Below are 25311 nucleotides of genomic sequence, written 5' to 3'. Positions count from 1 at the left end.
CGTGAGCGACGTCGGGAACGCACCCGTCCTACACCTCGGTGAGCCGACAGTGCTCGCCGAGGTGCTGCGGCGTGAGCGGCGTCAGGTGCTCGCTTCGCTCACCCGGCTCACCGGCAACCTGGATCTCGCCGAAGACGCCGTGCAGGAGGCATCGATCATCGCCCTGCGCACCTGGCCGCGTACCGGCCTGCCGCCTAACCCGCGCGCCTGGCTGATCGTTGCCGCGAAACGGCGGGCCATCGACGAGCTGCGACGGGAGGCTATCCGGCCCGGCAAGGAGAGGGAGGCGATCACGCTGGCACTGCAACGAGCCCCCGACGACTTTCCGATCGGCGTGCTGCGCGACGACCAATTGCGCCTCATCTTCACCTGCTGCCACCCCGCTCTCGCCGCGGAGGCGCAGGTTGCGCTGAGCCTGCGCGTGCTCTGTGGCCTCACCGTCGCCGAGGTCGCCGGGCTGCTGCTCATTCCCGAGCCGACCATGGCCAAACGTCTCACCCGGGCCCGCGGCAAGATCGCGGCTGCCGGCATCCGCTACCGGGTGCCCGACACGGCCGACCTGCCCGAGCGGATGCGCGCGGTCGCCACGACGGTTTTCCTCCTGTTCACCGAGGGGTACGCCTCGCGCTCGAATGGGCTGCACGAGCGGCGCCAGCCCTGTGAGGAGGCCATTCGGCTGGGCCGCCTGCTCGTGGCGCTACTGCCGGGCGAGGCCGTGCTCGAGGGGTTGCTGGCCGCGATGCTGCTGCAGCATTCTCGCCGCGAGGCCCGCTTCGACGATGCCGGTGACATCGTGCTGCTCGGCGACCAGGATCGCTCGCGCTGGGACCGAGCGCTCGCCGCCGAGGGCGTATCGCGGGCTGCCGAGGCGATTCGCCTCAGCAGCGTCGTGCCGGAGCGGTTCGCGGTGGTCGCCGCTATCGCGGCCTGCCACGCCATCGCAGCGGATGCCGCCGCCACCGACTGGCGCGCCGTCGTCGCCTGGTACGACGTGCTCGTGCTGCTGGACCCGAGCCCGGTGGTACTGCTCAACCGGGCCGCGGCAGTCGCGGAGAGCGGGGAGCCGGCAGTTGCCCTCGCCGAGGTCGAGGCGCTCGAAGGCCTCGAGGAGTACTTCTGGTGGCACGCGAGCCGCGCGGAACTGTTGCGGCGCCTGGGACGGTCGGGCGACGCATCCGCTGCCGCGAAGCGAGCGTGCACCCTGACCAAGAGTGAAGCGCAGCGGCGGCTGCTGGCACGCCGCTACGGGGAAACGGTTACCGGGCGATGAGCGCCTGGGTGATGACCGAGGTGAAGAAAACGAGCCCGTCGACGCCGCTCGCCATGGCGGTGTCGGTGTCGGGGCCGAAACCGGCCTCGACGGCGTGCTCGGGGTGCGGCATGAGTCCGACGACGTTGCCGCGGGCGTTGGTGACGCCGGCGATGTCGTTCAGCGAGCCGTTCGGGTTGCCGCCGATATAACGGGCCACGATGCGGCCCTCACCCTCAAGGGCAGTGAGGGTCTCGGCGCTGGCCATGAACGAACCTTCGCCGTTCTTCAGCGGGATGACGATCTCGGCGTTGGCCGAAAATCCGGCTGTCCAGTCGCTCGCGTTGTTCTCGATGCGCAGCCCCTGGTCGCGGCAGATGAAGCGGCCCTTGTCGTTGCGAATGAGTCCACCGTCGAGCAGGTGGGCCTCGGTGAGCATCTGGAATCCGTTGCAGATGCCGAGCACGGGCATGCCCTTGTTCGCCGCGTCGATGACCTCGGTCATGATCGGCGAGAGGCTTGCGATGGCGCCGGCGCGTAGGTAATCGCCGTAGCTGAAACCGCCCGGCAGCACCAGGGCGTCGACCCCGTGCAGGTCGTGGTCGCCGTGCCAGAGGGCTACCGCGTCGGCGCCGGCCAGGCGGATCGCGCGCGCAGCGTCACGATCATCGAGCGAGCCGGGAAAGGTGACGACGCCGATGCGCATCAGACGACCGCTGCCGAGGGCGCGTTCTGCACGTGGATGCCGACGACATCCTCGATCACAGAGTTCGACAGCACGGTGTCGGCAAGCTCGCGCACAGCCGCGAGGGTAGCGGCATCCGCTTCGCCGTCAATGGAAATCTCGAAGCGCTTGCCGACGCGCACGCCGGTGACATTGGCCAGCGCTGACTGGGTCTGACCGAGGCGACCGAGGGCGCCGGCGACGGCCTTGCCCTGGGGGTCAAGCAACTCAGCCTTGGGCATTACTTCGACGACGATCGTTGGCACTGGGCACTCCGCATACAGTCTGGGGCTAATAGTCGTGGCAAATCTCTGTAATTCTACAGGCCGCGACTCGGGCGGCTCGGCGCGTGTCACTCCGAGATGCCCTTCTGGCCGAGCAGGATGCCGCGCAGCACGTCGCGCACGGCGGCCACTCCGTCGTAGGTTTCGACGAAGCTGGTGCTGAGCGGCGCGAGGCCGAGTCGCAGGCCGTTGGGGCTGCGAAAATCGGGAATGACATCGTTGTCCCACAGAATTTTTGTGACCTGGCGCATGAGCGGATGGTTGATGGTCACGTGACCGCCGCGATGCGTCTGCTCGCGTGGCGAGGCCACGGTGACGCCCATCGGGGCCAGCCACTCATCGACGAGGGTGATGGCGAACTCGGTCAGCGCGACCGATTTGGCGCGCACCGACCCGATCGTGGCCTCATCGAGCATGGCGATCGTGTTCTGCATGGCGAGCATGCCCACGACTGCGGGAGTGCCGCTCATAAACCGACGGATGCCGGTGGCCGGCACATATCCTGGCCCCATCTCGAAGATGGCCTGCGCACCCATCCAGCCCTGGATCGGCTGGGTCAGCACGTCCTGCAGATCACTCTTCACATAGCCGAACGCCGGCGCGCCCGGCCCGCCGCTCAGGTATTTGTAGGAGCAGCCGACCGCGAGGTCGACATCGCAGGCATCCAGCTCGACCGGAACCGACCCGACGGAGTGGCTGAGGTCCCAGAGCACGAGGGCGTCGTGTTCGTGGGCGACGGCGGTGATGGCCTGCATGTCGGCGAGGTAGCCGGAACGGTAGGCCACGTGGCTGAGGAGCACGAGCGAGGTTTGCGGGCCGACCACGCTGCGCACCTGATCGGCGGTCACTCCGCCCTCGGTATCGGATTCGATCCAGCGCAGGGTCAGGCCGCGCTCGCGCGCAATGCCCTCCAGAATGTACCGATCGGTGGGAAAGTTGTCGCTGTCGACCACAATCTCGGTGCGGCGCGGCCGCGAATCCACGGCGGCGCGGGCCAGTTTGTAGAGCAGCACGGTGGTGGAGTCGCCGACGAAGACCTGGCCGGCCGCGGCACCGAGGCAGGTGCGGCCGAGGTCGTCGCCAATCTGCAGGGGCAGCTCCATCCACTGCTCGTCCCAGCCGCGAATGAGCCGGGTGCCCCAGTCCTTGACGAGAAAGTCGGCGATGCGTTCGGCGCTGGCCCGCAGTGGGCGGCCGAGCGAATTGCCGTCGAGGTAGGCGCGCGGGTTGGCCGTCGCGGGGTCAGCGTCGGTGCCGAGAAACCGGGCGCGGTAGTGCGCGAGGCCATCGATGCGGTCCATCCGGCGCGCGAAGGCGAGGTGGGCGCCCCGGCCGGTTGAGCTGGTGAAGCTGGGAGTCATGCGAGAACCTCGAGTTCGGGGCGGGTGAGGGCGCGGGCGGTGCAGAGCCAGTCGGTGAAGTCCAGGGGATCGCGCGGCCGTTCGCCCGGAATGAAGGTCACCCGGCTATCGGAGAGGGTCAGGCCGAGCGGTGCCGGCGAGCAGAGGGCGGTCAGGACCTCGCCGGGAGTCAGCCCAGCCTCGAGCAGTGCCGCGATCTCACCCGCGTTCAACCCGAGCGGCAGCGGCCCGTTGCCTAGATCGGTGCCGTACAACACCCGCCCGCCGGCCGCGTGGAACCGACGCAGATTGTCGCTGGCAATCTCGAACGCGGCAGTGGGGCGACCCCAGCCGTGAACGTCCAGGGTGCTGATCCAGGTCATGCGGGCGGCCATCGCGGTCACGAGATCATCGGCGAGTCGCTCCGAAAACGGGGTGTGCGCGAACGCGTCCACTCCAGCCGTAAACGCGCGATCGGCCTGCCCGGCACCCTCCGCGTGCGCCACGACCGGCAGCGAACGTTCGTGTGCCCGCCCGACGAGCGCGGCCAAGACCTCGACGCCGAAGACCGGGCCGGCGACCGAGTTGAGGGTGATTTTCAAAACGGATGCCCCAGCCGCGGCCTGCAGGTCGACGGCGGTGGCGGCATCCGCGGTGGAGGCGACCGCGCAGCTCCAGGCGGGCTCGGCCCAGCTGGCCCGGCTGGGGTAGCCGCCGGGAGCCGTGATGAACTGGTGTGCGTATGCCAGATCGGGCATAGACGTGCGGAGGCCGTCGGGCAGCCAGCCGCCGAGGTCGATGGCCCGGGCGATTCCGCCGCTCGGCAGAACTGTCCCGTCGATAATGGCGAGGTGCAGGTGCGCGTCGAGGAAGCCCGGCAGTACCGTGCCTCGGCCGACCAGAAAGTGAGTGGTCACGCGCCGATCTCCGTGCGCACCGCGAACAACTCGGGAAAGAAGGTGAGTTCGAGGGCCTTCTGCAGAAAGGCCGCTCCACTGGATCCGCCGGTGCCGTGCTTCATTCCGATGATGCGTTGCACCGTCTTGAGGTGGCGAAAGCGCCAGAGCTGAAAGTTGTCCTCGAGGTCGACGAGTTCTTCGCAGGCCTCGTAGGCAGCCCAGTGCTCAGAGGCGTTCTCGTATATTCCTCTAAAGGTATGCACGAGTTCGGGGTGGTAGGTCCACGCCTCGGTGACGTCGCGCTCGAGCACAGCGGCGGGAATGTCGTAGCCGGCCCGGAGAAGGTAGTGCAGAAACTCGTCGTAGAGGCTGGGCGCTTCGAACGTGGTGGTGAGCAGGGCGTGGGCCGGGGCATCCGCTTCGAAGACGGACAGCATGCGACGGTTCTTGTTACCGAGCGCGAACTCGACCGCGCGATACTGGTATGACTGAAAGCCGCTGGAGTTTCCGAGAAAATGCCGAAACTGGGCGTATTCGGTGGGCGTGAGGGTCGCGAGTACCGACCACTGCTCCGTCAGGGTGCGCTGAATGTGCTTGACCCGGGCGATGCCCTTGAGAGCCGGTGCGAGCTGGTCCTGCCGGAGCGCCTCGATGGCAGCCTGCAGTTCGTGCAGCACGAGCTTGAGCCAGAGCTCGGTGGTCTGGTGCTGAATGATGAAGAGCAGCTCATCGTGGTGTTCCGGTACGCTGACCGGCTTCTGGGAGTCGAACAGGGTCGGTAGGTTGAGGTACGCCCCGTAGCTCATCTTCTCTCGAAAATCGGTGACGATCTCGGGGTCGAAGTCACGGGTGTTGTTCTTGAGAGTCATCGGGTTCCGTTCGGCTTGTTCAAATTGTGCGCAGGTTGCGGCTGTCGGCGCAACACCACAGCGAACCGTGCAGGTCAAAGTTCTAGACTGGAGCGCATGACCCCGCCGACCCGAAAGCCCCAGGATGGCGTGCCAGCCCCGTCTGTACCCGAGCGAACCGCAGCGCTTGCGCCCCGCCGCCGCGATGCCCGGCTGAATCGGGACCGCCTCGTTGTGTCGGCTCGCGCTCAATTTGCCCAGTACGGGATCGACGCCTCGCTCGAGGAGATCGCGCGTCAGGCCGAGGTGGGCGCGGCGACCCTGTACCGCAATTTTTCGACGCGGGATGACCTGGTTCGGGCGCTGTACGATCTGGCTTTGGCGGAACTGCACGCGGTGCGCGGTGAGATTGAGGCTGCCCCCACCCCGTGGGAAGCGCTCGTCGTGTACACCGAACGGGTCGCCGAATGGCTCGTCGCTGACCCGTCGCTGCCGCCGATCCTGCGCCGCATGGCGCAGCTCGACCCGTCAGCTAGGCCCGCTGCCGAGTTCGACGGCTTCATCGCGAGCCTGGTGGCCCGCGCCAAGAAGGACGGCACCCTGCGCCGGGACGTCGACGCGGTCGACCTCGCCGTACTCGTCACCATGGTCGGGTCGCTCGGCGGCCTCGGCGACGGTTACGCCGGCCAGTGGCGCCGTCAGCTCTCGATCGTGCTCGACGGCCTACGCGCCCCCGACGCGCCGCGGGCCAAGCTGCCCGGCCGCCCGCTCAACGTGAAGGACTACCAGGCCACCGTGCACGGCCTGACTCGCCGGGCGGCCCGCGCCGCCCGGTGAGGGTTAGACGGTCGGTGCGTCGGCTGCGCTCACTCGGATGCGGTTGGCCCACGGGTCCTCGAAGGCGAGGGTCTGGCCGTCGTGAGTGGTGTCGACCCTGTAGTGGGCCATCCGCTCGCCCAGAGCGCTCACGTCGTCGGTGCTGGGCACGATGATGCTGACTTCGCCGAGGCCGAGGGCCAGGCGGCGCTTGCCGCTGCCCGAGCTCTCCCAGGTGTTCATGGCCATGTGGTGGTGGTAGCCACCGGCCGAGACGAACAGCGCTGACGGCCCGAAGTTCGCGGTCGCCGCAAAGCCGAGCCGATTCACGTAGAACTCGCGGGCGCTGGCGACGTCGCCCACCGAGAGGTGAATATGGCCGACGATGGCGTGTCCCTCGCTCGGTTCAGCGGACATGTGCTCGGAAATGAATGCGTTCGGGTCGAGGTAGAGCGAGGCCATTTCGACCTGGCCGGGGGCCCAACTCCACAGGGTGCGGTCGCGGTCCCAGTACAGCTCGATGCCGTTCCCCTCGGGGTCGGTGAAGTAGAAAGCCTGGCTGACCAGGTGATCGGCACTGCCGGTGAACGTTCCGGGGGCTTTTGTGCCGATCGAGTACACGGCGGCGGCGAGGTCAGCCTGCGTGTCGAACAGAATCGCCGTGTGATAGAGACCGGCCGAGCGTGCTTCAGCGGCCTTGAGCTCGGGGGCGTGCTGCAGAAGCACGAGCGGGGTCTGGCCGCGCCCGAGTACCGCTACCGGGCCGTCATGGCTTTGCCGCTCCAGCGTCACGATGTCGCGGTAATATGCGATCATGGCGTCGAGGTTGCCCACGCGCAGGGTCACCGCCCCCATTCCGGTGTCGGCGGCCAGCAGATCTTTCGCGGTTAGGGTCACAGCAGGCACAACAGATGCGCCGCCCCGGCTATTCCGCGATCCGCCGGGTTGCGTCACCCCCGTTTGCCCGTCGTGGGAAGGCCTGCCGCGGTTGTTGCGTCGCGGTGTTGTTGTGTCGCTGTGTGCTCAAGCGCCGGTTAGGCGTTCAAGCAGTTCGCGATAGCGGGCCGCGGTCTGCTCCACGATCTCGGCCGGCAGCTCGGGCGGCATGCCGGCGCCGTCCCAGTTCGCGGAGAGCCAGTTGCGCACGATCTGCTTGTCGAAGCTCGCCATCCGGGTCTCCGGGGTGGTGCCGGTTCGCCAGGCTGCGGCATCCCAATAGCGGCTCGAATCGCTCGTGAGCACCTCATCGGCGAGTACGGTCACGCCGGAGTGTCGGTCGGCACCGAACTCGAACTTGGTGTCGGCGAGAATGACGCCGGCCTTCTCGGCGATCGTTCCGGCGGCCCGAAACAGGGCCAGCGAGAGGTCGCGCAGTTCGGCCGCAATGGTGGGCCCGACGAGTTCGACGGTGCGCTCGAACGAGATGTTCTCGTCGTGCTGGCCCATCGGGGCCTTCCAGGCCGGGGTATAGATGGGTTCGGGCAGGCGGTCGCCGTTCTGCAGTCCAGCCGGCAGCGATATGCCGCACACCGACTGGGTTTCGAGGTATTCCTTCCAGCCACTGCCGGTGAGGTAGCCGCGTACGACACACTCGATCGGGTACATGTCGAGGGTTCGGCAGAGCATCGCCCGGCCGGCGACGCTCGCCGGGATGAGCTCGCGCACGGCGTTGCCGACCTGTTCGTGGTCGGCGACGAGATGGTTCGGCACTCCGGTCAACCGGTCGAACCACCACAGGCTCAGTGTCGTGAGCAGCTCTCCCTTGCCCGGAATTCCGGGCTCGAGCACGTGGTCGAACGCGCTCACCCGGTCGCTGGCCACCACGAGCACGCGGGCCGCGGTGGCGAGGGAGGGGGCGGCATCCGCTGTCAGACTTGTTTCAATGTATAGGTCGCGCACCTTGCCCGAGTAGACACTGGTCCACCCCTCAAGCGCGGCGACAGCGGATGCGGGGGACACGTGCTCAGATTGGCTCACCCGTTCATTCTCCCGCATCACGCCACACGGGCGGCGATGTCGGTGCGAAAGTGGGCGCCGGCGAGCGATACGTGGCCGAGAGCCTCGTAGGCGCGGGCGCGGGCCTCGGCGAAGGTGGCGCCGACGGCGACGACGCTGAGCACCCGTCCGCCGGTGGAGACCAGTGTGTCGCCGTCGAGCCGGGTCGCCGCGTGGGCGATCGTGACGCCCTCCACGGCCAGGGCGGCATCGAGGCCGGTGATCTCGCGCCCGACCAGCGGTTCCTGCGGGTAGTTCTCGCTCGCCAGTACGACGGTGACGGCGACGTCGGACGAGAATTCAGGCCGGGGGTGCCCGCCGAGCGCGCCGGTCGCGGCGGCCAGCAGCAGGCTCGACAGCGGCGTCACCAGGCGCGGCAGAACGACCTGCGTCTCGGGGTCCCCGAACCGTGCGTTGAATTCGATCACACGAATGCCGGCATCCGTCAGAATGAGCCCGCAGTAGAGCAGCCCGACGAACGGGGTTCCCTCGGTCGCGAGCTGGCGCACGGTTGGCAGCGCGACGGTGTCGATGATCTCGTCGACGAACGCGTTTTCACTGCCGAACTCGGCGTCGAGCCAGGGCAGTGGCGAGTAGGCGCCCATGCCGCCCGTGTTGGGGCCGGCGTCTGCGTCGAGTGCTCGCTTGTAGTCCTGGGCGGGGGAGAGCGCCAGCACGTTCTGGCCGTCGCTGAGCAGGAACAATGAGATCTCCTGACCGTCGAGAAACTCTTCGATGAGCACACCGCCGTGTTCGAGCCAGTAGGTCGCGTGCGCGATGGCGGCTGGGCGGTCAGACGTGACGAGCACGCCCTTGCCGGCGGCGAGGCCGTCGGCCTTCACGACGTAGGGGGCGCCGAACTCGTCGAGGGCGGATTCGGCCTCGGCGAGGGTGCCGGCGCGCACTGCACGGCCGGTGGGAACGCCCGCCTCGTCCATGATGCGCTTGGCGAAGGTCTTGCTGCCCTCGAGGGCAGCGGCGGCTTGGTCGGGCCCGAATACGGCGATGCCGCGTGCGCGCAAGGCGTCGGCGACACCAGCCACGAGTGGGGCTTCCGGCCCGATCACGACGAGCTCGATGCTGTGCAGTACTGCATAGTCGGTCACGGCAACCGGGTCGTTCGGGTCAAGGTTGACGGACGGTACCTCAGCGGCGATCCCGGCGTTGCCGGGGGCGCACTCAACGGTCGGCCGCGGCTGCTCACGAATCAGCGCGGTGATGATGGCGTGCTCGCGGGCACCGGAACCAAGGACCAGAATTTTCACCATTTCAGGCTACCCGATGCCTCGGGCCCGCCTGATCCGGCAGACTGGAGCCATGGCACGAGCACGCATCGACGACGGGACAGGCCGGGCGGCCGTGCGGGCCGCGCTCGCCGAGGGCTCGAACGCGAGCCGGGATATCCGTGCCCAGGCCGTGCGGTACACCCTGCAGCTGCTGGCCGAACAGGCCGAGGGCAACACCCTCGAGGTGCGGGTGCCGCCGTTCGGCGCCGTGCAGTGCGTCGCCGGCCCCCGCCACACTCGCGGAACTCCGCCCAACGTCATCGAAACGGATGCCGCCACCTGGCTGGCGCTCGCTACCGGCGCTATCTCCTGGGCCGATGGCGTCGCAACAGGCGCCATCCACGCTTCCGGGGCCCGAGCCACCCTTCACGGTCACCTCCCGCTGCTCTAACCAGCCCGCGAGAGCGCAAAAAGTGCCCGTTTAAGGCATCCAATCGGGCAATTATTGCGCTCTCGCGGCCCCGTCTGTTCATGTGGAAGACATCCGCGGGATGGGTGCCGCCCCTAGCTTCAGGGGACCGCCCCCATGAAACAAAGGCTGCTCCGTGCCCAGATCGACTCGTCCATTTCGTCCGTCGCTGATTGCCGTCGGCCTGGTGCTGCTGATCGGCGGTGGCCCTGGAGCGCTCACGCCGGGACTGTCAGCTGCAGCGGCCGACGCGCCAGTTCCACCGCTTCTCGTCACTGAAATTACCCCGGACAACGTCGGCTACGACAACTTCGAGTTCTTCGAGGTGACCAACACGACCGCGGTCGACATTGACTTCAGTGAAGCCGGCATCGGACTGAGCTACATCTATGCGGACTCGGACGACCGCAGCAAGGATGTGCCCTTCGTGATACCAGCTGGTACGGCCATCCCGGCCGGCGCAAGCACGGTGTTCTGGCTGGACTACACCAGCGGAAACGTCGATACGTCGGTCTTCACCGAAGCCGACTTCCGCGCGCACTTCGCCACCGCAACCAGCTCCACCGATGCCTATCCGGTGGTGCGGGTGACCGGGCAGGCCGGCATGGCCAACGGCGGCGGTCGCGGAATCCGCATCGTCGACGGCGCCAACGCGTCGATCAGCTGGGCGGTCTACCCCGCCGGCTCCGTTGCCGTCGACCAGAGCGCCCACTTCGGCGCACCGGCAACGACCGAGTCGCCGTCGCAGGAACTGGTTCAATCGCTCGGAGTCCCCACCCCGGGTGACCCGGCACCGGCAGCGACGCCGACCCCCACAGCATCCCCGACACCGACGGCCACACCGACACCGACCGCGACGCCGTCTGCGCCCGCCAGCGCCGACACCGCCCCCCTGCAGATCACCGAGATCACCCCCGACACCACCAACGTGGGCTCGGCTGATGGCTACGAATTCATCGAGGTGTACAACTCCACCGCTAATCCGATCAACTTCGGCGATTACACCCTCAACTATCTTTACCCGCTAGCCGACCTCACGAATAGTTCTACGGTGCGCTGGCCGAGCACGCCGACGGACGTTGTGATCGACCCGGGCAGTACCGTGGTCTTCTGGATAAAGAACGGCCAGAACGACACCCTCGGTTCCACCGAATTCAACGCCAATTTTGGATCGACCCTCACGCTCGGCACCGACCTGATCGAGGTGTTTGCCGGTGGAATGGCCAACGGCTCTGCGCGCGGCCTGGAGATTCTGACTAATACCGGTTTCAGCGTCAATACGGCCTATTACAACCTCGCCAGCGTCGACGACGTCGACCCGAACATGGGCATCCAGTACGGCAACGACGCCACGATGCCGGGTCGGCAGCTCAACCTCGGTCGGGTAGCGGCCACGCCCGGGTCTATCTACTCCGCTCAGGTGGCCAGCGATCTCAAAACCATCGTCGCTGACTCGACCGTTCCGGTGATCGTGGATCACACCCTCGGGGCCATTGACCCGGCGCAAAACTTCACCGTATCGGCCACCGTAACCGACGACGTGCAGGCCCGCACCGTCTTGCTGCACCTCAAAAGCAATATCGACGCTGAATACCTGACCACAAACCTGTCCACGGACGGCGCCGACGGTTACCAGTACGACCTGCAACGGGTCGACCTCACCGGGAAGCGCTGGTACGAGTACTACTTCACTGCCCGCGACGCCAGCAACGAGTCGAGTACCGCGATCGTTCGGGTCGACCTCACGGGTGTGGATAACTCGCCGGTGCGCCTCAACGTCACCGACGGTCAGTTCGTGGCCGGCAGCACCATCCTTTCGGCTGCCGGGGATAGCAGTACCGACGGAACAACGCTGAGCATCGACGATCAGGTCGTCGCCACCAACCCGGAGCTGGAGTTCGCACCGCAGTTCGTGTTCGAGGTCACCGCGGTTAACACCTTCTTCCAGAACGGCGTCCTCGTGGGAACCGACATCCTGCGAATCTTCGATGACGGCATCCCGGAAGGCTGGGACACCATTGCCACTCCCGTGCCGCTGAGTTACGTGACGCAGGGTGAAGACATCGTGGTCAGCGTCTGGGCCGGGTCGAAAGTTGCCCCGGAGATCAACCCGAACGAGAACAACGATGACTTTCAAATTCGCAACCTCCGCCTGGTTCTGCCCGACGGACGCAGCCTGCAGCCGACCGGATACAGTGATCCCTCCCTCGTGCTCAGCATGGGTGACAGCGCGGGCAAACTGGATTTCCACGATGCAAGCTTCACCATCCCCGATGACGCCTACATGGCCGCCGCCCATGCCTGGGATACCACAGCGGTCGCCGATGGCGCGCACACCGTCGGTGCGAGCAATGGCGTCGACTCGGTCACCCGAACGGTCACGGTTGACAACACCGCTCCCACGGTCACGACCTCTGCGGTCGCTGGCCAGCTCTACCAGGGTGAGTTCATGCTCGACGGGGCGGCAACGGATGCCGGCGCCGGCTTCGACACCCTCGTCGCAACCCTCGACGGGCGCCCCATCGAGCTGCCCTACGCAACCTCGTCGATCAAGCTCACCGACGGTGAGCACACGCTCCTGCTCTCGGCTCGCGACCAGGTGGGGAACGTTGGCGAACTCAGCACGGTGTTCTCCACCCCGGTGGAAGAGCCCGGTAATGAGCTGATCACACCGCTCGACGGTGCCGTACTCGACGACGGAGCCCTCGACCTCACCGCTCGGGCGACCGACCCGACCGGGGACCAGCTGGACGTCACTTTTCGGCGGGGATTCGTGGCATCCGCTGCCGACAGCACCGTGCGCGGCTACTCGGGCACGACGGCCATCGCGAACGGTACCGATCGCACCATCAAGACGCTGCTCACCGGGGACCAGGTCACGGCCATGGCCCGCCTCGACGGCGCGGCCGAGCCCGTCGCCTCAGACACCCAGTTTCCGTACCAGTTGTTCGAGGTCGACGTTCCGGAGGATTCCGGGACAGACTTCACCGCCCGGGTCCGCTGGGACGGGAGCGCGAATGCCGATGCCAAGGTGTTGCTCTACGTGCAGAACGTGACGACGGGCGTCTGGGAAGAGTTCGACCGGCAGATCACCATGGGGGAGGGTGCGACTGATTTCACCCTCGATGCCATGGTGCCGGCCACTGATCACGTGCAGGACCAGGTGATCACCGTGCTGATCCAGCACTCGGAAGGCTTTGCTGGCGCAGACCTATCGGACCGGTCAAGCACCCTGCCCGTCAACAACGCCAACGACACCCCTCGATCCGACTACGACTTCACGCTCGCCGTTGAAACCGACACCCAGTACTACAACGACACGTATTTCCAGCGTCAGCTCGATATCCACGATTACCTGCTCACGCAGCGGTCGGCCGTGAACCTGCAGTACGTGTTCCACACCGGCGATATCGTCGACAACTCGGCCGATGAACACCAGTGGACCAACGCTAATCAGGCCTACAGCATGCTCGACGACGCCCAGCTGCCCTACGGTGTGCTGGCCGGCAACCACGACGTGGGGCATAAAGACGCCGACTACACCGCTTTCAGCGCCAATTTCGGGGCGGACCGGTACAGTGCAAACCCTTGGTACGGCGCGAGTTTTCAGGACAACCGGGGTCACTACGACCTGGTCACGGCCGGCGGCGTCGACTTCATAATGCTCTACCTCGGCTGGGCCCCGAGCGATGAGGGTATCGCCTGGCTCAACGAGGTGCTCGCCCAGTATCCCGAGCGCACGGCCATCCTCAACCTGCACGAATACATGCTCACCACGGGTGGTCTCGGCGCGGTGCCCCAGCGCATCCACGACGAAGTCGTGGCGACCAATCCCAACGTGGCAATGGTCTTCTCCGGCCACTATCACGACGCGTTCACCCGCATCGATCAGTTCGATGACGACAAGGACGGCACTCCCGATCGCTCGGTCTACCAGATGTTGTTCGACTATCAGGGGCTGCCCGAGGGCGGTCAGTCCTTCCTGCGACTGCTGCACTTCGACAATGCCACCGAGCAGATCAGCGTGCGCACCTACTCGCCCTATCTCGACACCTATAACTCCGAGGACCCCACCCTGGACCTGGAACATCAGGAATTCACCGTTCCTTACGCGGCATTCGGCATGAAATCCCAACAGAAGACCCTGGCAACGGATGCCTTCGCCGTCGACATCCTGACGAATTCCGCCATTGCCACGTTTGAGGCCGTGGCAAGCGGCACTGCGGTCACCGCGAGCTGGAACCCCGGAATCGGTACCCACGGCTGGTACGCCTACTCCGAAGACCCCTATGGAGCCACCGCCTACTCCGAGGTTCGCCGCCTGACCGTTGCCGCGCCGGTTGTGGTGCCCGAGACAGCGGCACCACCCGCGGCACCCGTTCCTTCGGCCCACGAGTCTCCCGAAGCTCCGGTTGTGACTCCGTTCGTGCTGTCGAGCGCTTCGCAGTCCCTCGCTGACAACGCGAGCGCGGCACTCACGGCAGAGATAGCCGCCGCCGCAACGGATGCCGCTGCCGCCGTCCCGCAGGCCGGCCGCGGCGCCGACACCCCGAGCGAGAGCTCGACGGACGATGTCGGTGCCGTCGGTGAGGTGACCGCCGTTGACGACGTCGTCCCGTTCAACATCTTGACCCTGGCGCTGATCCTGCTCGGCGCAGTAGCTGCGGCAGCAATCGCCCTGGTAACCCTGCGCGCGTTCCGCGCCCGACACTGACCGGCAGCCAGAGCGAGCTAACTCAGAATCGCCTCCACCTCGGCGCTCGTGGGCATCGAGGTGGTGGCTCCGGCGCGGGTCACCGCGATCGACGACGCCACCGTCGCGTACCGCACGGCCTCGATCATGTCGTCCGGGGTCACGGCGGTGCCGCGCACGTACCCGGCGGCCAGGCGTGCCACGAGGGCGCCGACGAAGGTGTCGCCGGCCGCCGTCGTATCGACGGCCGTCACCGGCCGGGCCGGCGCGAGCCCGAGTGCGTCGCCGTCGTAGGCCACGACCGACCCTTCCGAGCCCAGAGTCACGATCGCCCAGGTCTGCCCGGCGCTCAGCACCTCGGCGGCACGCACCGGGTCGCTCTCGCCGGTGAGCTCCGCGGCTTCGCCCTGGTTCGGCACGACCAGGTCGACCGAGGCGAGAAATCCGGCGGGCAGCGGTACCACCGGCGCGGGGGTCAGCACGGTGAACACCCCGGCCGCGCGGGCAACCCGGATCCCCTCGACGAGCACAGGCACCGGCAGCTCGCACTGCAGGACGAGAAATGCCGAGTCGGCCACGATCGCGCGCTGTTCCACGCTCAGGGTCATGACCGTGGCATTGGCGCCCGACACCACGACGATCGAATTCTCACCACTGTCCACGACGGAGATGTGGGCGGTGCCGGTGGGGGCATCCGCTGAGGCGAGTTCGGTAGAACGGATGCCCTCGCTCACCAGCAGCGCGCGCAGCTGCGTTCCGTAGGTATCCGCTCCCACCGCTCCCAGAAAAGTCACATCCGCTCCCAAGCGGGCGGCGGCGACCGCCTGGTTGAGCCCCTTACCGCCCGGAACCGTCGTGAAACCGGCCCCGAACATCGTCTCGCCGGGCTGGGGGAGGCGCGCCTGGCGCACGACGAGATCCATGTTGGCGCTTCCTAGTACTGCAATCGTGTTCATAGAGCCAGTCTTGCATCTGCCCATGGGACAATGAGTGGGTGAGTGCTTCTGAGCAGCCCAGCGCTGAACAACCCCAAGACCCGTCGACCGAGAATAACGGCGAGACCGTGCTGGCTGAGGCGACCGTGACGGTGCACCGGGCCCCGCGCTACCGCAACTTCATGCTCCTCGGAGCGGTCGTCGGCGTGCTGCTCGCCCTCATTCTCACGGTCTCCTTTCCGGAGAATGATGAGTACGACCGGGTACAGATTTTCGGCTTTCTGCTGCTCGGCGGCCTGGCCATCGGTACAACCCTCGGTGCCGCTGTGGCGCTAATAATCGACCGTGTTGTGGGTCGATCGCGCATGACGGTGGTCGCCGATAGACTGGGCGCGAACGAACACAGCACCAACGATCGTGCCGCTGAGCCTGGCTCCGGCACCCCCAACGATGATTTCCAAGCGTTCAACGAGAAGTAAAGAGGCTGCGGCTTGCCCGGTGGCGACGGACTGTTAAATCACGATCTTCTTCCCAATGAGAAGGGCCCACAAGATGCTTGTGGTGTCTTCGGAGTGTGGGCTCCCGGCGAAGAGGTAGCGAAACTCAGCTACTTCGGTCTCTATGCGCTGCAACACCGCGGCCAGGAATCAGCCGGAATCGCCACGAGCGACGGCACCAAGATCCTCATCTACAAAGACATGGGACTCGTCTCGCAGGTCTTCAATGAGGCTTCGCTGAGCACCCTGCTGGGGCACATCGCCGTCGGGCACACCCGCTATTCCACGACCGGATCGTCGAGTTGGCAGAACGCCCAGCCCACGCTCGGCCGTACCGCGAGCGGAACGGTGGCCCTCGGCCACAACGGCAACCTCACCAACACTGCCGAGCTGCTGCAGCTCGTGCACGAACGCTACCCGCAGGTTGACGGTGAACTCGCTCGCGGCAACACCACCGACACTGCCGTGGTCACCGCGCTGCTCACCGGCGACCTCGACCACACCCTCGAAGCCACAGCGCTCGAGGTGCTGCCGCGGCTCCGAGGCGCCTACTGCCTCGTCTTCATGGACGAAACCACCCTCTATGCGGCTCGCGACCCCCAGGGTGTCAGGCCGCTGGTGCTGGGCCGCCTGGAACGCGGCTGGGTCGTCGCCTCCGAGACCGCAGCCCTCGACATCGTCGGTGCGAGCTTCGTGCGCGAGGTTGAACCGGGTGAGCTCATCACCATCGACGAGAACGGGCTGCGCACGCAGCGCTTTGCGCAGGCCGACCCCAAGGGCTGCGTCTTCGAATACGTCTATCTCGCCCGCCCCGACACCACCATCGCCGGTCGCGGTGTGCACGAGGCGCGGGTCGAGATGGGCCGCAAGCTCGCCGCCGAGTACCCGGTCGAGGCCGACCTCGTCATCCCCACCCCGGAATCCGGCACCCCGGCAGCCATCGGCTACGCGCAGGCATCGGGCATTCCGTTCGGCCAGGGCCTCGTCAAGAACTCCTACGTCGGGCGTACCTTCATCGCGCCGTCGCAGACCATCCGGCAGCGCGGCATCCGCTTGAAACTGAACCCGCTCAAGAACGTGATCAAGGGCAAGCGTCTCATCGTCGTCGACGACTCGATCGTGCGCGGAAACACGCAGCGCGCCCTCGTCAGCATGCTGCGGGAGGCCGGCGCCGCCGAGGTGCACGTGCGCATCTCGAGCCCGCCGATCACCTGGCCGTGTTTCTACGGAATCGACTTCGCCAGCCGTGCCGAACTCATTGCGACCGGCCTCGAGATCGACGAGGTGCGCCAGTCGATCGGCGCCGACAGCCTCGGCTACCTCTCCGAGGACGGCATGATCGCAGCTACCGAGCAGCCGCGCGAACGCCTCTGCACCGCCTGTTTCACCGGCGTCTACCCGATCGCGCTGCCCGAAGCGCAGCACCTCGGCAAGAACCTGTTGGAGCGACCGGCAGCGGCAAACGGATGCGACCCCGGTCCGGATTCCGACCTGGAAGCCGTGCTGGCACCCGCCGCACGCAAAGAAGAAGCCCTCGCCCGCCTGGGCCAGGTGCCGTTCGGTGACCCAGGAAGACCAGAATGAGCAACTCCTCATATGCAGCAGCCGGAGTCGACACCAGGGCCGGTGACCTCGCGGTCGAGCTCATGAAGTCGGCCGTCTCTAAGACGCACGGCCCCGAGGTCTGGGGCGGTGTCGGCGGTTTCGCCGGGCTGTTCGACGTGTCGTTCCTCACCAAGTTTCGGCAGCCCCTGCTGGCCACGTCAACGGACGGCGTCGGCACCAAGGTCGCCATCGCCCAGGCCATCGACAAGCACGACACCATCGGTCAAGACCTCGTCGGCATGGTCGTCGACGACATCATCGTTGTCGGAGCACGCCCGCTGTTCATGACCGACTACATCGCCTGCGGCAAGGTCGTCCCCGAGCGCATCGCCTCGATCGTGGCCGGCATCGCCCGCGCCTGTTCCGAGACCGGAACCGCCCTCGTCGGCGGCGAAACCGCCGAACACCCCGGCCTGCTCGGCCAGGACGACTACGACGTGGCCGGCGCGGCCACCGGCGTGGTCGAAGCCGACCAGGTGCTCGGCGCCGACAAGGTCGTGTCCGGCGACGTCGTCATCGCGCTGGCGTCGAGCGGCCTGCACTCCAACGGCTATTCGCTCGTGCGCCATATTCTGGCGCAGCGCGGCATCGGCTATACCGACACGTCAGCCGAACTCGGCGGTGTGGTCGGTGAGGTTCTGCTCGAGCCGACCCGCCTGTACACCGGGCCGCTGCTCGACGTGATCAACGATCCAGAGCTGGCCGGCGCTATCCACTCGCTCAGTCACGTCACCGGCGGCGGTATCGCGGCGAACCTCGCCCGCGTGCTGCCCGTCGGCTCCTGGGTCGAGGTCGACCGCTCCACCTGGTCCCCGGCCCCGGTGTTCCGGGTGCTCGGTGACATGGCCGGCTCCACGCTGGAAAGCGCGGAGGGAACCTGGAACCTTGGAGTGGGCATGTTTGCGGTCGTGGATGCGGCATCCGCTTCGTCGGTCATCGCCCGGCTGGCCACGAGCGGCATTCCCGCCTGGGTCACCGGCCGGGTTTCGCGCGCCGCTCACGACCTGACCAAATTTGAGCAGGGCGCCAAGGGCGTCAACGGTGGCGCTGTGCGTCTGGTCGGGTCCTACGCGAGCTGAGCCCGACCCGATCGGCTCTCAGCGCCGCCGGTGGTGGGAGCGCACGAGTCAGGGCTCAGGCACAGCCCCGACCGCCAGCCTCGCGCGGCCGGTTGGCGCACGCGCCGCCTCGCCCGCCTGGCGCGCGTCGCGGGCCAGGCGCGTGAGCAGGAGACGGCTGCGCAACCCGTGATCGACGAATCGTGGCGACTACGAATTGCTGCAGCTCGAGCGGATGCCGCGAGCCGCGAAAGACTGTGGCGGCGTTAGGCGCGCTTCTTCTCGTCTTCGGTGGCGTAGTGGTCGACGTAACGGTCATCGTCGCCGTCCGGATCGTCGTCATCGTCGGCGGAGTCCGTGGCACCGGCGTCAGCGGCCTTCTTGGCCTTGTCCGCTTCGTACTCCGGCCACTTGGCCAGATCCTCGTCGAGACGCGGGTCGGACGGATGCCCGGTGAGCTCGCGTTCGAGCGCGTTGTAGTTGGTATCCGGGCTGAAATACTTCAGCTCCCGAGCTACCTTGGTGTGCTTTGCTTTTTGACGGCCGCGCCCCATGCGTGACCCCCTTACGATGCCAGGCCGAGCGAGTCGCGAGACCCTCGGGATTTGCCGAACGGAATGTGTAAAAACTAGAGTTTAGTTTAGCATGATGGGCCTTGCGCCCCGCGGACGCCGTTCGCAAGGCTAATCCGTAGGAATGGGGTGACATGGCGGGCACTGTCAGCATGCCCATCGTCATCATCGGCGCCGGCCAGGCCGGGCTGTCCGTGGGATTCTACCTGCGCCGATTCGAGCTCGTGGCCGGCCGGGACTTCATAATCTTTGACCGCGGACCGGGCACCGGCGGTGCCTGGCAGCATCGCTGGCAGGCCCTGCAACTCGGGTCGGCGCACCGAGTCAACGATCTTCCCGGCATGAAAGACCTCGGCCTGAGCTTTGACACGGCCGACCGAAACCTGCCGGCCCGCGACGTCGTCAGCGACTATTACCGTGACTATGAGCAGCACTACGAGCTGAACGTGGTGCGCCCGGTGACCGTGACCAGCGTGGCACCGCTGCAGTCCGACCTGGTCGTGGCCACGAGTTCACCAATCTTCGGCGACCAGAAAACCAATGCGCGCATGATCGTCAACGCGACCGGCACCTGGGGAGCGCCGTTCGTGCCGCATTACCCGGGGGCGAACACGTTCCAAGGAACGCAGGTGCACACGGCGAACTACGTCTCGAGTGAGGCGTTCACCGGCCAGCGCGTGATCGTGGTGGGCGGCGGCACGTCGGCGATCGGCTTTCTGCTCGAGCTCGAGGGGGTGGCCAGCGACCTCACCTGGGCGTCACGTCGCCCGATCGACTTCAGTCACACCGACGAGCTCGCCGAGGTGACCGCCGTCGCGGCCGTGATGCAACAGGATCGCGCGGCCCGTGCCGGTAAGGCCCTCCCGAGCATCGTCAGCGGCACGGGGGTGCCGGTCACCCGCCGCATTGCGGCCGGCATCGACCGCGGGCTGCTCGTGGCCCGGCCCATGTTTGCGAGCATCGAACCGACCGGGGTGCGCTGGAGTGACGGAACCTTCAGCGAGGCCGACGCGATCGTCTGGGCATCCGGTTTTCGGCCGGAGCTGCGGCACCTGGCCCCGCTCAAACTGCGCGAGAAGGCCGGCGGAGTCTCAGTCAGTTCCGGTGCGTCCTGGACCGACCCGCGCATCTTCTTCGCCGGATACGGTCCGCAAGCCAGCACAGTGGGCGCCAATCGGGCCGGACGTATCATCGCTCGACAGATCATGGCCAAGCTCTAGCCCATAAGCGGATGCCCGCCGCTACTTGCGCTTGCGCCTGCGTGATGCCGAGGGTCGCGACTGCGGCGGAACGGTTCCGACGGTCGTGGTCGACCTGGTTGCTGTGTCGATCGCACCGGTCGGTGGTGCGAGCGGACGACGCGAAACCGGGCGCGAACGCACCGGTTCGCCACGACGGTCCTGGCCGGGGATCGGCCGGGAACGGCGGCCGTAGATGAGCTCCGAGGAGTCGAGCAGCCACGGCACCAGGGCGATCGTCACGCCGTGCACGAGCATCAGCTTCTGGCGCAGGCGGCGAGCCTTGTGGTTGTGCAGCAGGCCTTCCCACCAGTGGCCGACGATGTAGATGGGCGTGTAGACGGTGATCACCTCGGCGCCGTGATCATCACGGCGGCCGCGAATGTAGTTGATCAGCGGCCAGCTGATGTCGCGGTACGGCGAGGAGACGATGCGCAGCGGCACCTGGATGTTCTGCTTCACCCAGGCGCGTTTGAGCTCCTTGGTTTCGGCGGTGTCGATGGAGACGTGCACGGCCTCGAGACTGACGTGCCGTGCCGCGATGGCGTAGTCGAGTGCCTTCAGCACGGGCTTCTGCATCTTGCCGACGAGCACGATCGCGTGGTCGCCTTGCGACCCGAACGTCGTGATCGGGTCGACTTCAATCTCCTTGGCGACGTCGCGGTAATACCGGTTGACGCCCATCATGAGGAAGAACAGCACCGGCATCATCACGAATACCAGCCAGGCCCCGTGGGTGAACTTGGTGATGGTGACGACGATGAGCACCACACCGGTCAGAGCGGCACCAAAACCGTTGATCGACAGGCTCAAAATGATCGAGCCTCGGTTCGGCGGGTTCTTTTTGAGCAGTTTGATCCAGTGCCGCACCATGCCGGTCTGGCCGAGAGTGAACGACACGAACACACCGATGATGTAGAGCTGAATCAGCACCGTGAGGTTGGCCCGGTACACCACCATGATCACGCACGCGGCGAGGGCCAACAGCACGACGCCGTTCGAGTAGATTAGGCGGTCGCCGCGGGTGCTGAGCGACTTGGGTGCGTATTTGTCTTGCGCGAGCACCGAGCCGAGCAACGGGAACCCGTTGAACGCGGTGTTCGCGGCGAGCAGTAGCACGGCCGCGGTGGCCGCCTGCAGCACGAAGAACATGATCGAGTAGTTGCCGAAGGTCGCGGCCGCGACCTGCGCGATCAGGCTGCGCTGCGGTGCCGTGGCGCACTCGGCCCAGCCGATCAGGTCACACGGATTCTCCGAGTAGTGCACTTTGGAGACGAGGGCCAGGATCGTGAGCCCGATGAACAGCACGATCGCGATCGCGCCCATGAGGGTGAGTGTGCGCTGGGCGTTTTTAACCTTGGGGTGTTTGAATGCTGGCACCCCGTTGGCGATGGCCTCAACGCCGGTGAGGGCGGAGCATCCGCTTGCGAAGGAGCGCAGCAGCAGCAGAATGAATGCTGACTGGGCCAGGTTGTGCGACTCCACATCGAATCCGGCGGATTCGGCGGTGGGCGCATCGCCGAGTGCGACCCGCACGAGGCCGACCACGATCATGAGCAGCACGCTGGCCACAAACAGGTAGGTGGGGATGGCGAAGGCTTTGCTCGACTCGCGCACCCCGCGCAGGTTAACGGCGGCGAGCAGAATGATGAAGAAGACGGCGAATTCCACCCGCAGCGGCGCCAGAAAAGGCAGGGCCGAGATGATGTTGTCCACACCACTGGCAACCGACACGACCACGGTCATCACGTAGTCCACCAGCAGAGCGGATGCGACGACCAGGCCGGCCTTCTCGCCCAGGTTCTTGTGCGCGACTTCGTAGTCGCCGCCGCCCGAGGGGTAGGCCTTGATCAGCTGGCGATAGGAGGCAACCACCACGACGAGCAGCACGACGACGACCGCGGCAACCCAGGGGGCGAAGCTCAGAAAGGCAAGTCCGCCGAGGGTCAGGATCATGAGGAGTTCTTGCGGCGCGTAGGCCACGCTCGACAATGGGTCGCTCGCGAAGATGGGAAGGGCGAGGTGTTTGGGCAGCAGCTGGCCGTCCAAATGCTCGGTTGGGAGCGGATCGCCGATGATCCACCGCTTGGGTGAACGGCTTTCCGGTACTGGGGCGTTCGCCTCGGGTGTCACGAGGGACGACACTACACCTACGGCGGCCACTGTCAAATCAAAGTGTGTACTTGGGCGATTCCGGCGATGTTCTCAAGCGGATGCGTGTGGGCCCCGGCGACGGTGCGAACTGGGTCTGCCAAACCCTCCCATCCCGCTGGTCGAGCCTGTTGAGACCGCCATCGACTGGCGCTGGCGGTCTCGGCAGAACCTACGGGTGGAGGGTGGCGAGGATGTTCGCGCGCACGTCGGCGAGCTGTCGGCGCAGGGACGGCACGGTGTCGCTTGGAACGGTGGAACGGGCGGCCTGCGTGCGGAGGTCGGTGCGCAGCTGCTGCCGAAACTCGTTGAGCACCATGTCGGCTTCGTTCAGGGCGCGGCGGGAGTCCAGCCGAGCAGACGTGTCCTCGTTCGGGGCGGTCGGAGTCGGTGGTGCGGGAGGTCCGTCGGGCGACGTCGGGCCGGTAGACGTGGGCGTGGGGCTCTGCCAGGTTGACGAGCCCGCCGGGTCCCAGGATTCCGGCGTGCCGTCGTAGCCGCGCCAAGCTGGCGGCGCTGACGCGTCGCGGGCCTGCCGGGCGGCGGAGGCGAGGTCGGCGCGCAGGGTCTTCATGGCAGAGTTGACGCCGGTGCGCACCTGGTCGGCCAGGCGGCGAACAGAGTCGGTCACCTCGTCTTCGATCGCACCGAGTTCTCCCTCACGGGCGAGCAGTTCGGCCCGGCCGGCGTCGGTGATCTCGTAGACGGTCTTGCGGCCATCCGCTTGCTTCGTCACGAGGCCTTCCTCCTCGAGCTTGGCCAGCCTCGGGTAGATCGTGCCGGCGCTCGGGCTGTAGGTACCGCCGAACCGGTCGCTCAGCGCCTGGATCAGCTCGTAGCCGTGCCGGGGCCGCTCGTTGAGCAGGCTCAGTAGGTACAGGCGCAGGCTGCCGTGGGCGAACATGGCACTCATGCCGGGTCCTCGGGGGAGTGGGCCGGGGCGTGCGCGTCGGCCGTGCCGGGAGCAGTCGCATCCGCTGGACTGGGGCTCGCGGGGTCACTGCGCACGACCGAGATGTCACCGGACACCGAGTTGGAGCGCACGTCGACCCAGCTGCCGTCGAGCGCGCCGGTGGAGCCTTCGTAGCCCTTGCCGAAGGCGGTGCGCACGGTCTGGTCGTCGAGCTGAAGCGTGCCGGAGAGGGTGTTGAGGTGGTAGCGCGCGGACACGCCGGGCTCGAGCCGCACGGTGAGGTTGCCGCTGACCGAGTTCGTCACAATCTGGTCTGGCGTGCCGGTGAGGTCGAGAAACACATTGCTCGAGACCCCGTCGAGCGTGAGTTGACGGATGCTTCCGCTCGCCGTCATATCACCAGACACGGTGTGCACGACCAGGGCTCCTACGTGGTTGCGCACCGAGATCTCACCGTTCACGGCGTTGAGCTCAAGGTCGCCTTGTACGTTGTCGACGACAAGGTCGCCGGAGACGGTACTGAGCTTGGCATCATTGCGGAGGCCCGAGATGAGAGCGTCGGCCGAGACGACGCCGAAGCGCAGGGCGACATCGCGGGGCACCGAGATGCTCACTTCGGCTCGCGCGGTGCCGCGGAACGAGGCGAAGACCTCGATGAAGTTGTCCCAACGCAGTTGCGGGTGGTCGATTTCCAAGCGGTCGCCGTCCATCGAGATTTTCAGGTCTTTGCCGGTAACGCCGTGCACTTCTATGCGGGCCCCGGGTTCGTCATGGCCGATGATGTCGACCGTGCCGGCGATGAGGCCGACCTTAAGCTTGCGCACCAGTTCGACGTCGATGATTTTGGTCTGCCCGGGGGCGACCAGCCATTTTTCCAGTGACACTGGGTTGTCCTTTCAGAAGGGTAAACTCGCGCTATATCGCGTGTTCTAAAAGACACGATATAGCGCGTTCCTGAGAGGCGCAAGAGGGTCAGTACAGAAAAAAGTTCAACCAGTCGCGATTGTGGGCGTGCACGAGCACGAGGAACACCACGACGTCGAATAGAAGGTGCACGCAGACCACGTAGGTCAGTGACCGGGTGCGGGCGAACGTATAGCCCTGCAGCAGCGCGAACGGCACGGTGAGTAGCGGCCCCCAACTCTGATATCCGAGCTCCCAGAGAAAAGAGGAGAAGATCACCGCCTGCAGAATATTGGCCTGCCAATCGGGAAAATGCCGTCGAAGCAGGGCGAAGGCGATGCAGATGAAGAACAGTTCATCCCAGATGCCTACGAAACCCACGCCCACGAACAGCCGGGCGATCTCGTCGGGAGCGGTCACCGTGGGCCAGTTCTGGTACGCGCCGCTTCCGATGAAGTAGCTCGGCAGAATCAGATACCCGAGCAGCACCACGATCGGCAGGTACGCCTTCTCAAGGGTGGTCCAGCGCTTCCCGGTGCGGATCGGAAACCGAATCGTGTGGTCCTTGAAGTAGTACCGCGAGAGCAGGTAGGGCACGAGCACCGAGAGGCTCAGCACGGTACCCATGAGTGCGATATTGGGGTAGCTGATGTTCGCCTCGACCGAGATCGTACTGATAATGCCGAGGCCGACGGCAATGAGCAGAAGGTCGCGAAACAAGGCCCGGCTGATCACAAAGGCGACCACGAGTGCCATGGCGAGCACGAAGTAGCCGGCCAGCGGCATCCTCACGGCAAACAACAGCACAGCGGATGCGCTCACCAGCGCCGCCGGAATCAGCCCCCACCGTGATGTTGTGCCCATGCTGCACCCTACCCAGCGCAGTTCCCAGTTCC

22 protein-coding genes are annotated in these 25311 nt (G+C 66.3%); 8 read left to right on the top strand and 14 right to left on the bottom strand.

The genetic code is table 11. The features are described 5' to 3' along the window. Position 1: 1 nt before the first annotated feature. On the top strand, positions 2-1270 hold the full coding sequence (locus QMF22_RS07000; protein WP_283451768.1) for an RNA polymerase sigma factor: 1269 nt from the start codon (positions 2-4) through the stop codon (positions 1268-1270). Here the strand turns inward: QMF22_RS07000 and purQ are convergent. The 5 genes from purQ to kynA form a co-directional block, all read right to left on the bottom strand. Further along, entirely contained in the window at positions 1257-1955 is a 699-nt protein-coding gene (gene purQ / locus QMF22_RS06995; RefSeq protein ID WP_283451766.1) for a phosphoribosylformylglycinamidine synthase subunit PurQ, read from the bottom strand. The two genes, QMF22_RS07000 and purQ, sit on opposite strands and share 14 nt — an antisense overlap. Beyond that, the gene (locus QMF22_RS06990; protein ID WP_283451765.1) at positions 1955-2239 is read right to left on the bottom strand and encodes a phosphoribosylformylglycinamidine synthase subunit PurS; all 285 of its coding nucleotides are present in this window, start codon (positions 2237-2239) and stop codon (positions 1955-1957) included. The genes purQ and QMF22_RS06990 overlap by 1 nt, the downstream gene beginning before the upstream one ends. Before the next feature lie 86 nt (positions 2240-2325). After that, entirely contained in the window at positions 2326-3618 is a 1293-nt protein-coding gene (locus QMF22_RS06985) for a kynureninase (protein WP_283451763.1), read from the bottom strand. Next, a complete protein-coding gene (locus tag QMF22_RS06980) occupies positions 3615-4514 on the bottom strand; it encodes an amidohydrolase family protein (protein ID WP_283451761.1) in 900 nt (299 codons plus the stop codon). Before QMF22_RS06980 ends, QMF22_RS06985 begins: the two co-directional genes overlap by 4 nt. Beyond that, on the bottom strand, positions 4511-5365 hold the full coding sequence (kynA, locus tag QMF22_RS06975; RefSeq protein WP_283451759.1) for a tryptophan 2,3-dioxygenase: 855 nt from the start codon (positions 5363-5365) through the stop codon (positions 4511-4513). The genes QMF22_RS06980 and kynA overlap by 4 nt, the downstream gene beginning before the upstream one ends. Positions 5366-5461: 96 nt before the next feature. Between kynA and QMF22_RS06970 the strand changes: the two genes are divergently transcribed. Continuing rightward, positions 5462-6181 (top strand): TetR/AcrR family transcriptional regulator, encoded by a 720-nt coding sequence (locus tag QMF22_RS06970; protein WP_283451757.1) that lies wholly within the window; start codon positions 5462-5464, stop codon positions 6179-6181. Between the two features lie 3 nt (positions 6182-6184). Here the strand turns inward: QMF22_RS06970 and QMF22_RS06965 are convergent, their stop codons facing one another. The 3 genes from QMF22_RS06965 to purD form a co-directional block, all read right to left on the bottom strand. Next, positions 6185-7015 (bottom strand): VOC family protein, encoded by an 831-nt coding sequence (locus QMF22_RS06965; RefSeq protein ID WP_283452622.1) that lies wholly within the window; start codon positions 7013-7015, stop codon positions 6185-6187. A 168-nt stretch (positions 7016-7183) separates the two neighbouring features. Continuing rightward, positions 7184-8155 carry a phosphoribosylaminoimidazolesuccinocarboxamide synthase gene (locus QMF22_RS06960; protein ID WP_502846915.1) on the bottom strand — a complete coding sequence of 324 codons (972 nt, stop codon included), beginning with the start codon at positions 8153-8155 and terminating at the stop codon, positions 7184-7186. Further along, complete coding sequence (purD, locus tag QMF22_RS06955) at positions 8155-9420, bottom strand: phosphoribosylamine--glycine ligase (protein ID WP_283451753.1); 1266 nt, start codon at positions 9418-9420, stop codon at positions 8155-8157. Before purD ends, QMF22_RS06960 begins: the two co-directional genes overlap by 1 nt. A gap of 52 nt (positions 9421-9472) precedes the next feature. Here purD and QMF22_RS06950 point away from each other — a divergent pair, with 52 nt between their 5' ends. Further along, a complete protein-coding gene (locus QMF22_RS06950) occupies positions 9473-9832 on the top strand; it encodes a sterol carrier family protein (protein WP_283451751.1) in 360 nt (119 codons plus the stop codon). A 154-nt stretch (positions 9833-9986) separates the two neighbouring features. Continuing rightward, entirely contained in the window at positions 9987-14564 is a 4578-nt protein-coding gene (locus QMF22_RS06945; RefSeq protein WP_283451750.1) for a lamin tail domain-containing protein, read from the top strand. 17 nt (positions 14565-14581) lie between these two features. Here QMF22_RS06945 and QMF22_RS06940 read toward each other — a convergent pair whose 3' ends face one another. Next, positions 14582-15499 carry a ribokinase gene (locus QMF22_RS06940; protein ID WP_283451748.1) on the bottom strand — a complete coding sequence of 306 codons (918 nt, stop codon included), beginning with the start codon at positions 15497-15499 and terminating at the stop codon, positions 14582-14584. A 38-nt stretch (positions 15500-15537) separates the two neighbouring features. Between QMF22_RS06940 and QMF22_RS06935 the strand changes: the two genes are divergently transcribed. From QMF22_RS06935 to purM, 3 genes are read left to right on the top strand one after another with little or no spacing between them, the layout of a single operon-like run. Further along, the gene (locus QMF22_RS06935) at positions 15538-15957 is read left to right on the top strand and encodes an MFS transporter (protein WP_283451746.1); all 420 of its coding nucleotides are present in this window, start codon (positions 15538-15540) and stop codon (positions 15955-15957) included. Between the two features lie 12 nt (positions 15958-15969). Next, on the top strand, positions 15970-17559 hold the full coding sequence (gene purF / locus QMF22_RS06930; RefSeq protein ID WP_283451744.1) for an amidophosphoribosyltransferase: 1590 nt from the start codon (positions 15970-15972) through the stop codon (positions 17557-17559). Next, the gene (purM, locus tag QMF22_RS06925; protein ID WP_283451741.1) at positions 17556-18659 is read left to right on the top strand and encodes a phosphoribosylformylglycinamidine cyclo-ligase; all 1104 of its coding nucleotides are present in this window, start codon (positions 17556-17558) and stop codon (positions 18657-18659) included. Before purF ends, purM begins: the two co-directional genes overlap by 4 nt. A 245-nt stretch (positions 18660-18904) precedes the next feature. Here the strand turns inward: purM and QMF22_RS06920 are convergent, their stop codons facing one another. Continuing rightward, positions 18905-19192 carry a DUF3073 domain-containing protein gene (locus QMF22_RS06920; RefSeq protein ID WP_283451739.1) on the bottom strand — a complete coding sequence of 96 codons (288 nt, stop codon included), beginning with the start codon at positions 19190-19192 and terminating at the stop codon, positions 18905-18907. A gap of 152 nt (positions 19193-19344) precedes the next feature. Between QMF22_RS06920 and QMF22_RS06915 the strand changes: the two genes are divergently transcribed. After that, positions 19345-20430 (top strand): NAD(P)-binding domain-containing protein, encoded by a 1086-nt coding sequence (locus QMF22_RS06915; protein ID WP_283451737.1) that lies wholly within the window; start codon positions 19345-19347, stop codon positions 20428-20430. A gap of 21 nt (positions 20431-20451) precedes the next feature. Here the strand turns inward: QMF22_RS06915 and QMF22_RS06910 are convergent, their stop codons facing one another. From QMF22_RS06910 to QMF22_RS06895, 4 genes are all read right to left on the bottom strand, one after another. Beyond that, a complete protein-coding gene (locus QMF22_RS06910; RefSeq protein WP_283452619.1) occupies positions 20452-22581 on the bottom strand; it encodes an APC family permease in 2130 nt (709 codons plus the stop codon). 190 nt (positions 22582-22771) lie between these two features. Further along, complete coding sequence (locus tag QMF22_RS06905) at positions 22772-23512, bottom strand: PadR family transcriptional regulator (protein ID WP_283451735.1); 741 nt, start codon at positions 23510-23512, stop codon at positions 22772-22774. Beyond that, positions 23509-24396 (bottom strand): DUF4097 family beta strand repeat-containing protein, encoded by an 888-nt coding sequence (locus tag QMF22_RS06900; RefSeq protein ID WP_283451733.1) that lies wholly within the window; start codon positions 24394-24396, stop codon positions 23509-23511. Before QMF22_RS06900 ends, QMF22_RS06905 begins: the two co-directional genes overlap by 4 nt. A gap of 88 nt (positions 24397-24484) precedes the next feature. After that, entirely contained in the window at positions 24485-25279 is a 795-nt protein-coding gene (locus QMF22_RS06895) for a CPBP family intramembrane glutamic endopeptidase (RefSeq protein WP_283451731.1), read from the bottom strand. Between the last annotated feature and the right edge of the window lie 32 nt (positions 25280-25311).

Source organism: Cryobacterium sp. PH31-L1 (genome assembly GCF_030063145.1).
Lineage (GTDB): Bacteria > Actinomycetota > Actinomycetes > Actinomycetales > Microbacteriaceae > Cryobacterium.
Note: the sequence above shows the minus strand (reverse complement) of the source record. Positions and strands in the feature narration are given on the sequence as shown.

Excerpts from the sequence above, each read along its gene's own strand:
- QMF22_RS06915 (WP_283451737.1), top strand. The coding sequence starts at position 19,345 with ATGGCGGGCACTGTCAGCATGCCCATCGTCATCATCGGCGCCGGCCAG.
- QMF22_RS06965 (WP_283452622.1), bottom strand. The coding sequence starts at position 7,015 with ATGGGGGCGGTGACCCTGCGCGTGGGCAACCTCGACGCCATGATCGCA.
- QMF22_RS06950 (WP_283451751.1), top strand. The coding sequence starts at position 9,473 with ATGGCACGAGCACGCATCGACGACGGGACAGGCCGGGCGGCCGTGCGG.
- QMF22_RS06895 (WP_283451731.1), bottom strand. The coding sequence starts at position 25,279 with ATGGGCACAACATCACGGTGGGGGCTGATTCCGGCGGCGCTGGTGAGC.
- QMF22_RS06905 (WP_283451735.1), bottom strand. The coding sequence starts at position 23,512 with ATGAGTGCCATGTTCGCCCACGGCAGCCTGCGCCTGTACCTACTGAGC.
- kynA (WP_283451759.1), bottom strand. The coding sequence starts at position 5,365 with ATGACTCTCAAGAACAACACCCGTGACTTCGACCCCGAGATCGTCACC.
- QMF22_RS06985 (WP_283451763.1), bottom strand. The coding sequence starts at position 3,618 with ATGACTCCCAGCTTCACCAGCTCAACCGGCCGGGGCGCCCACCTCGCC.
- QMF22_RS06970 (WP_283451757.1), top strand. The coding sequence starts at position 5,462 with ATGACCCCGCCGACCCGAAAGCCCCAGGATGGCGTGCCAGCCCCGTCT.
- QMF22_RS06960 (WP_502846915.1), bottom strand. The coding sequence starts at position 8,155 with ATGCGGGAGAATGAACGGGTGAGCCAATCTGAGCACGTGTCCCCCGCA.
- QMF22_RS06920 (WP_283451739.1), bottom strand. The coding sequence starts at position 19,192 with ATGGGGCGCGGCCGTCAAAAAGCAAAGCACACCAAGGTAGCTCGGGAG.
- purM (WP_283451741.1), top strand. The coding sequence starts at position 17,556 with ATGAGCAACTCCTCATATGCAGCAGCCGGAGTCGACACCAGGGCCGGT.
- QMF22_RS06940 (WP_283451748.1), bottom strand. The coding sequence starts at position 15,499 with ATGAACACGATTGCAGTACTAGGAAGCGCCAACATGGATCTCGTCGTG.
- purQ (WP_283451766.1), bottom strand. The coding sequence starts at position 1,955 with ATGCGCATCGGCGTCGTCACCTTTCCCGGCTCGCTCGATGATCGTGAC.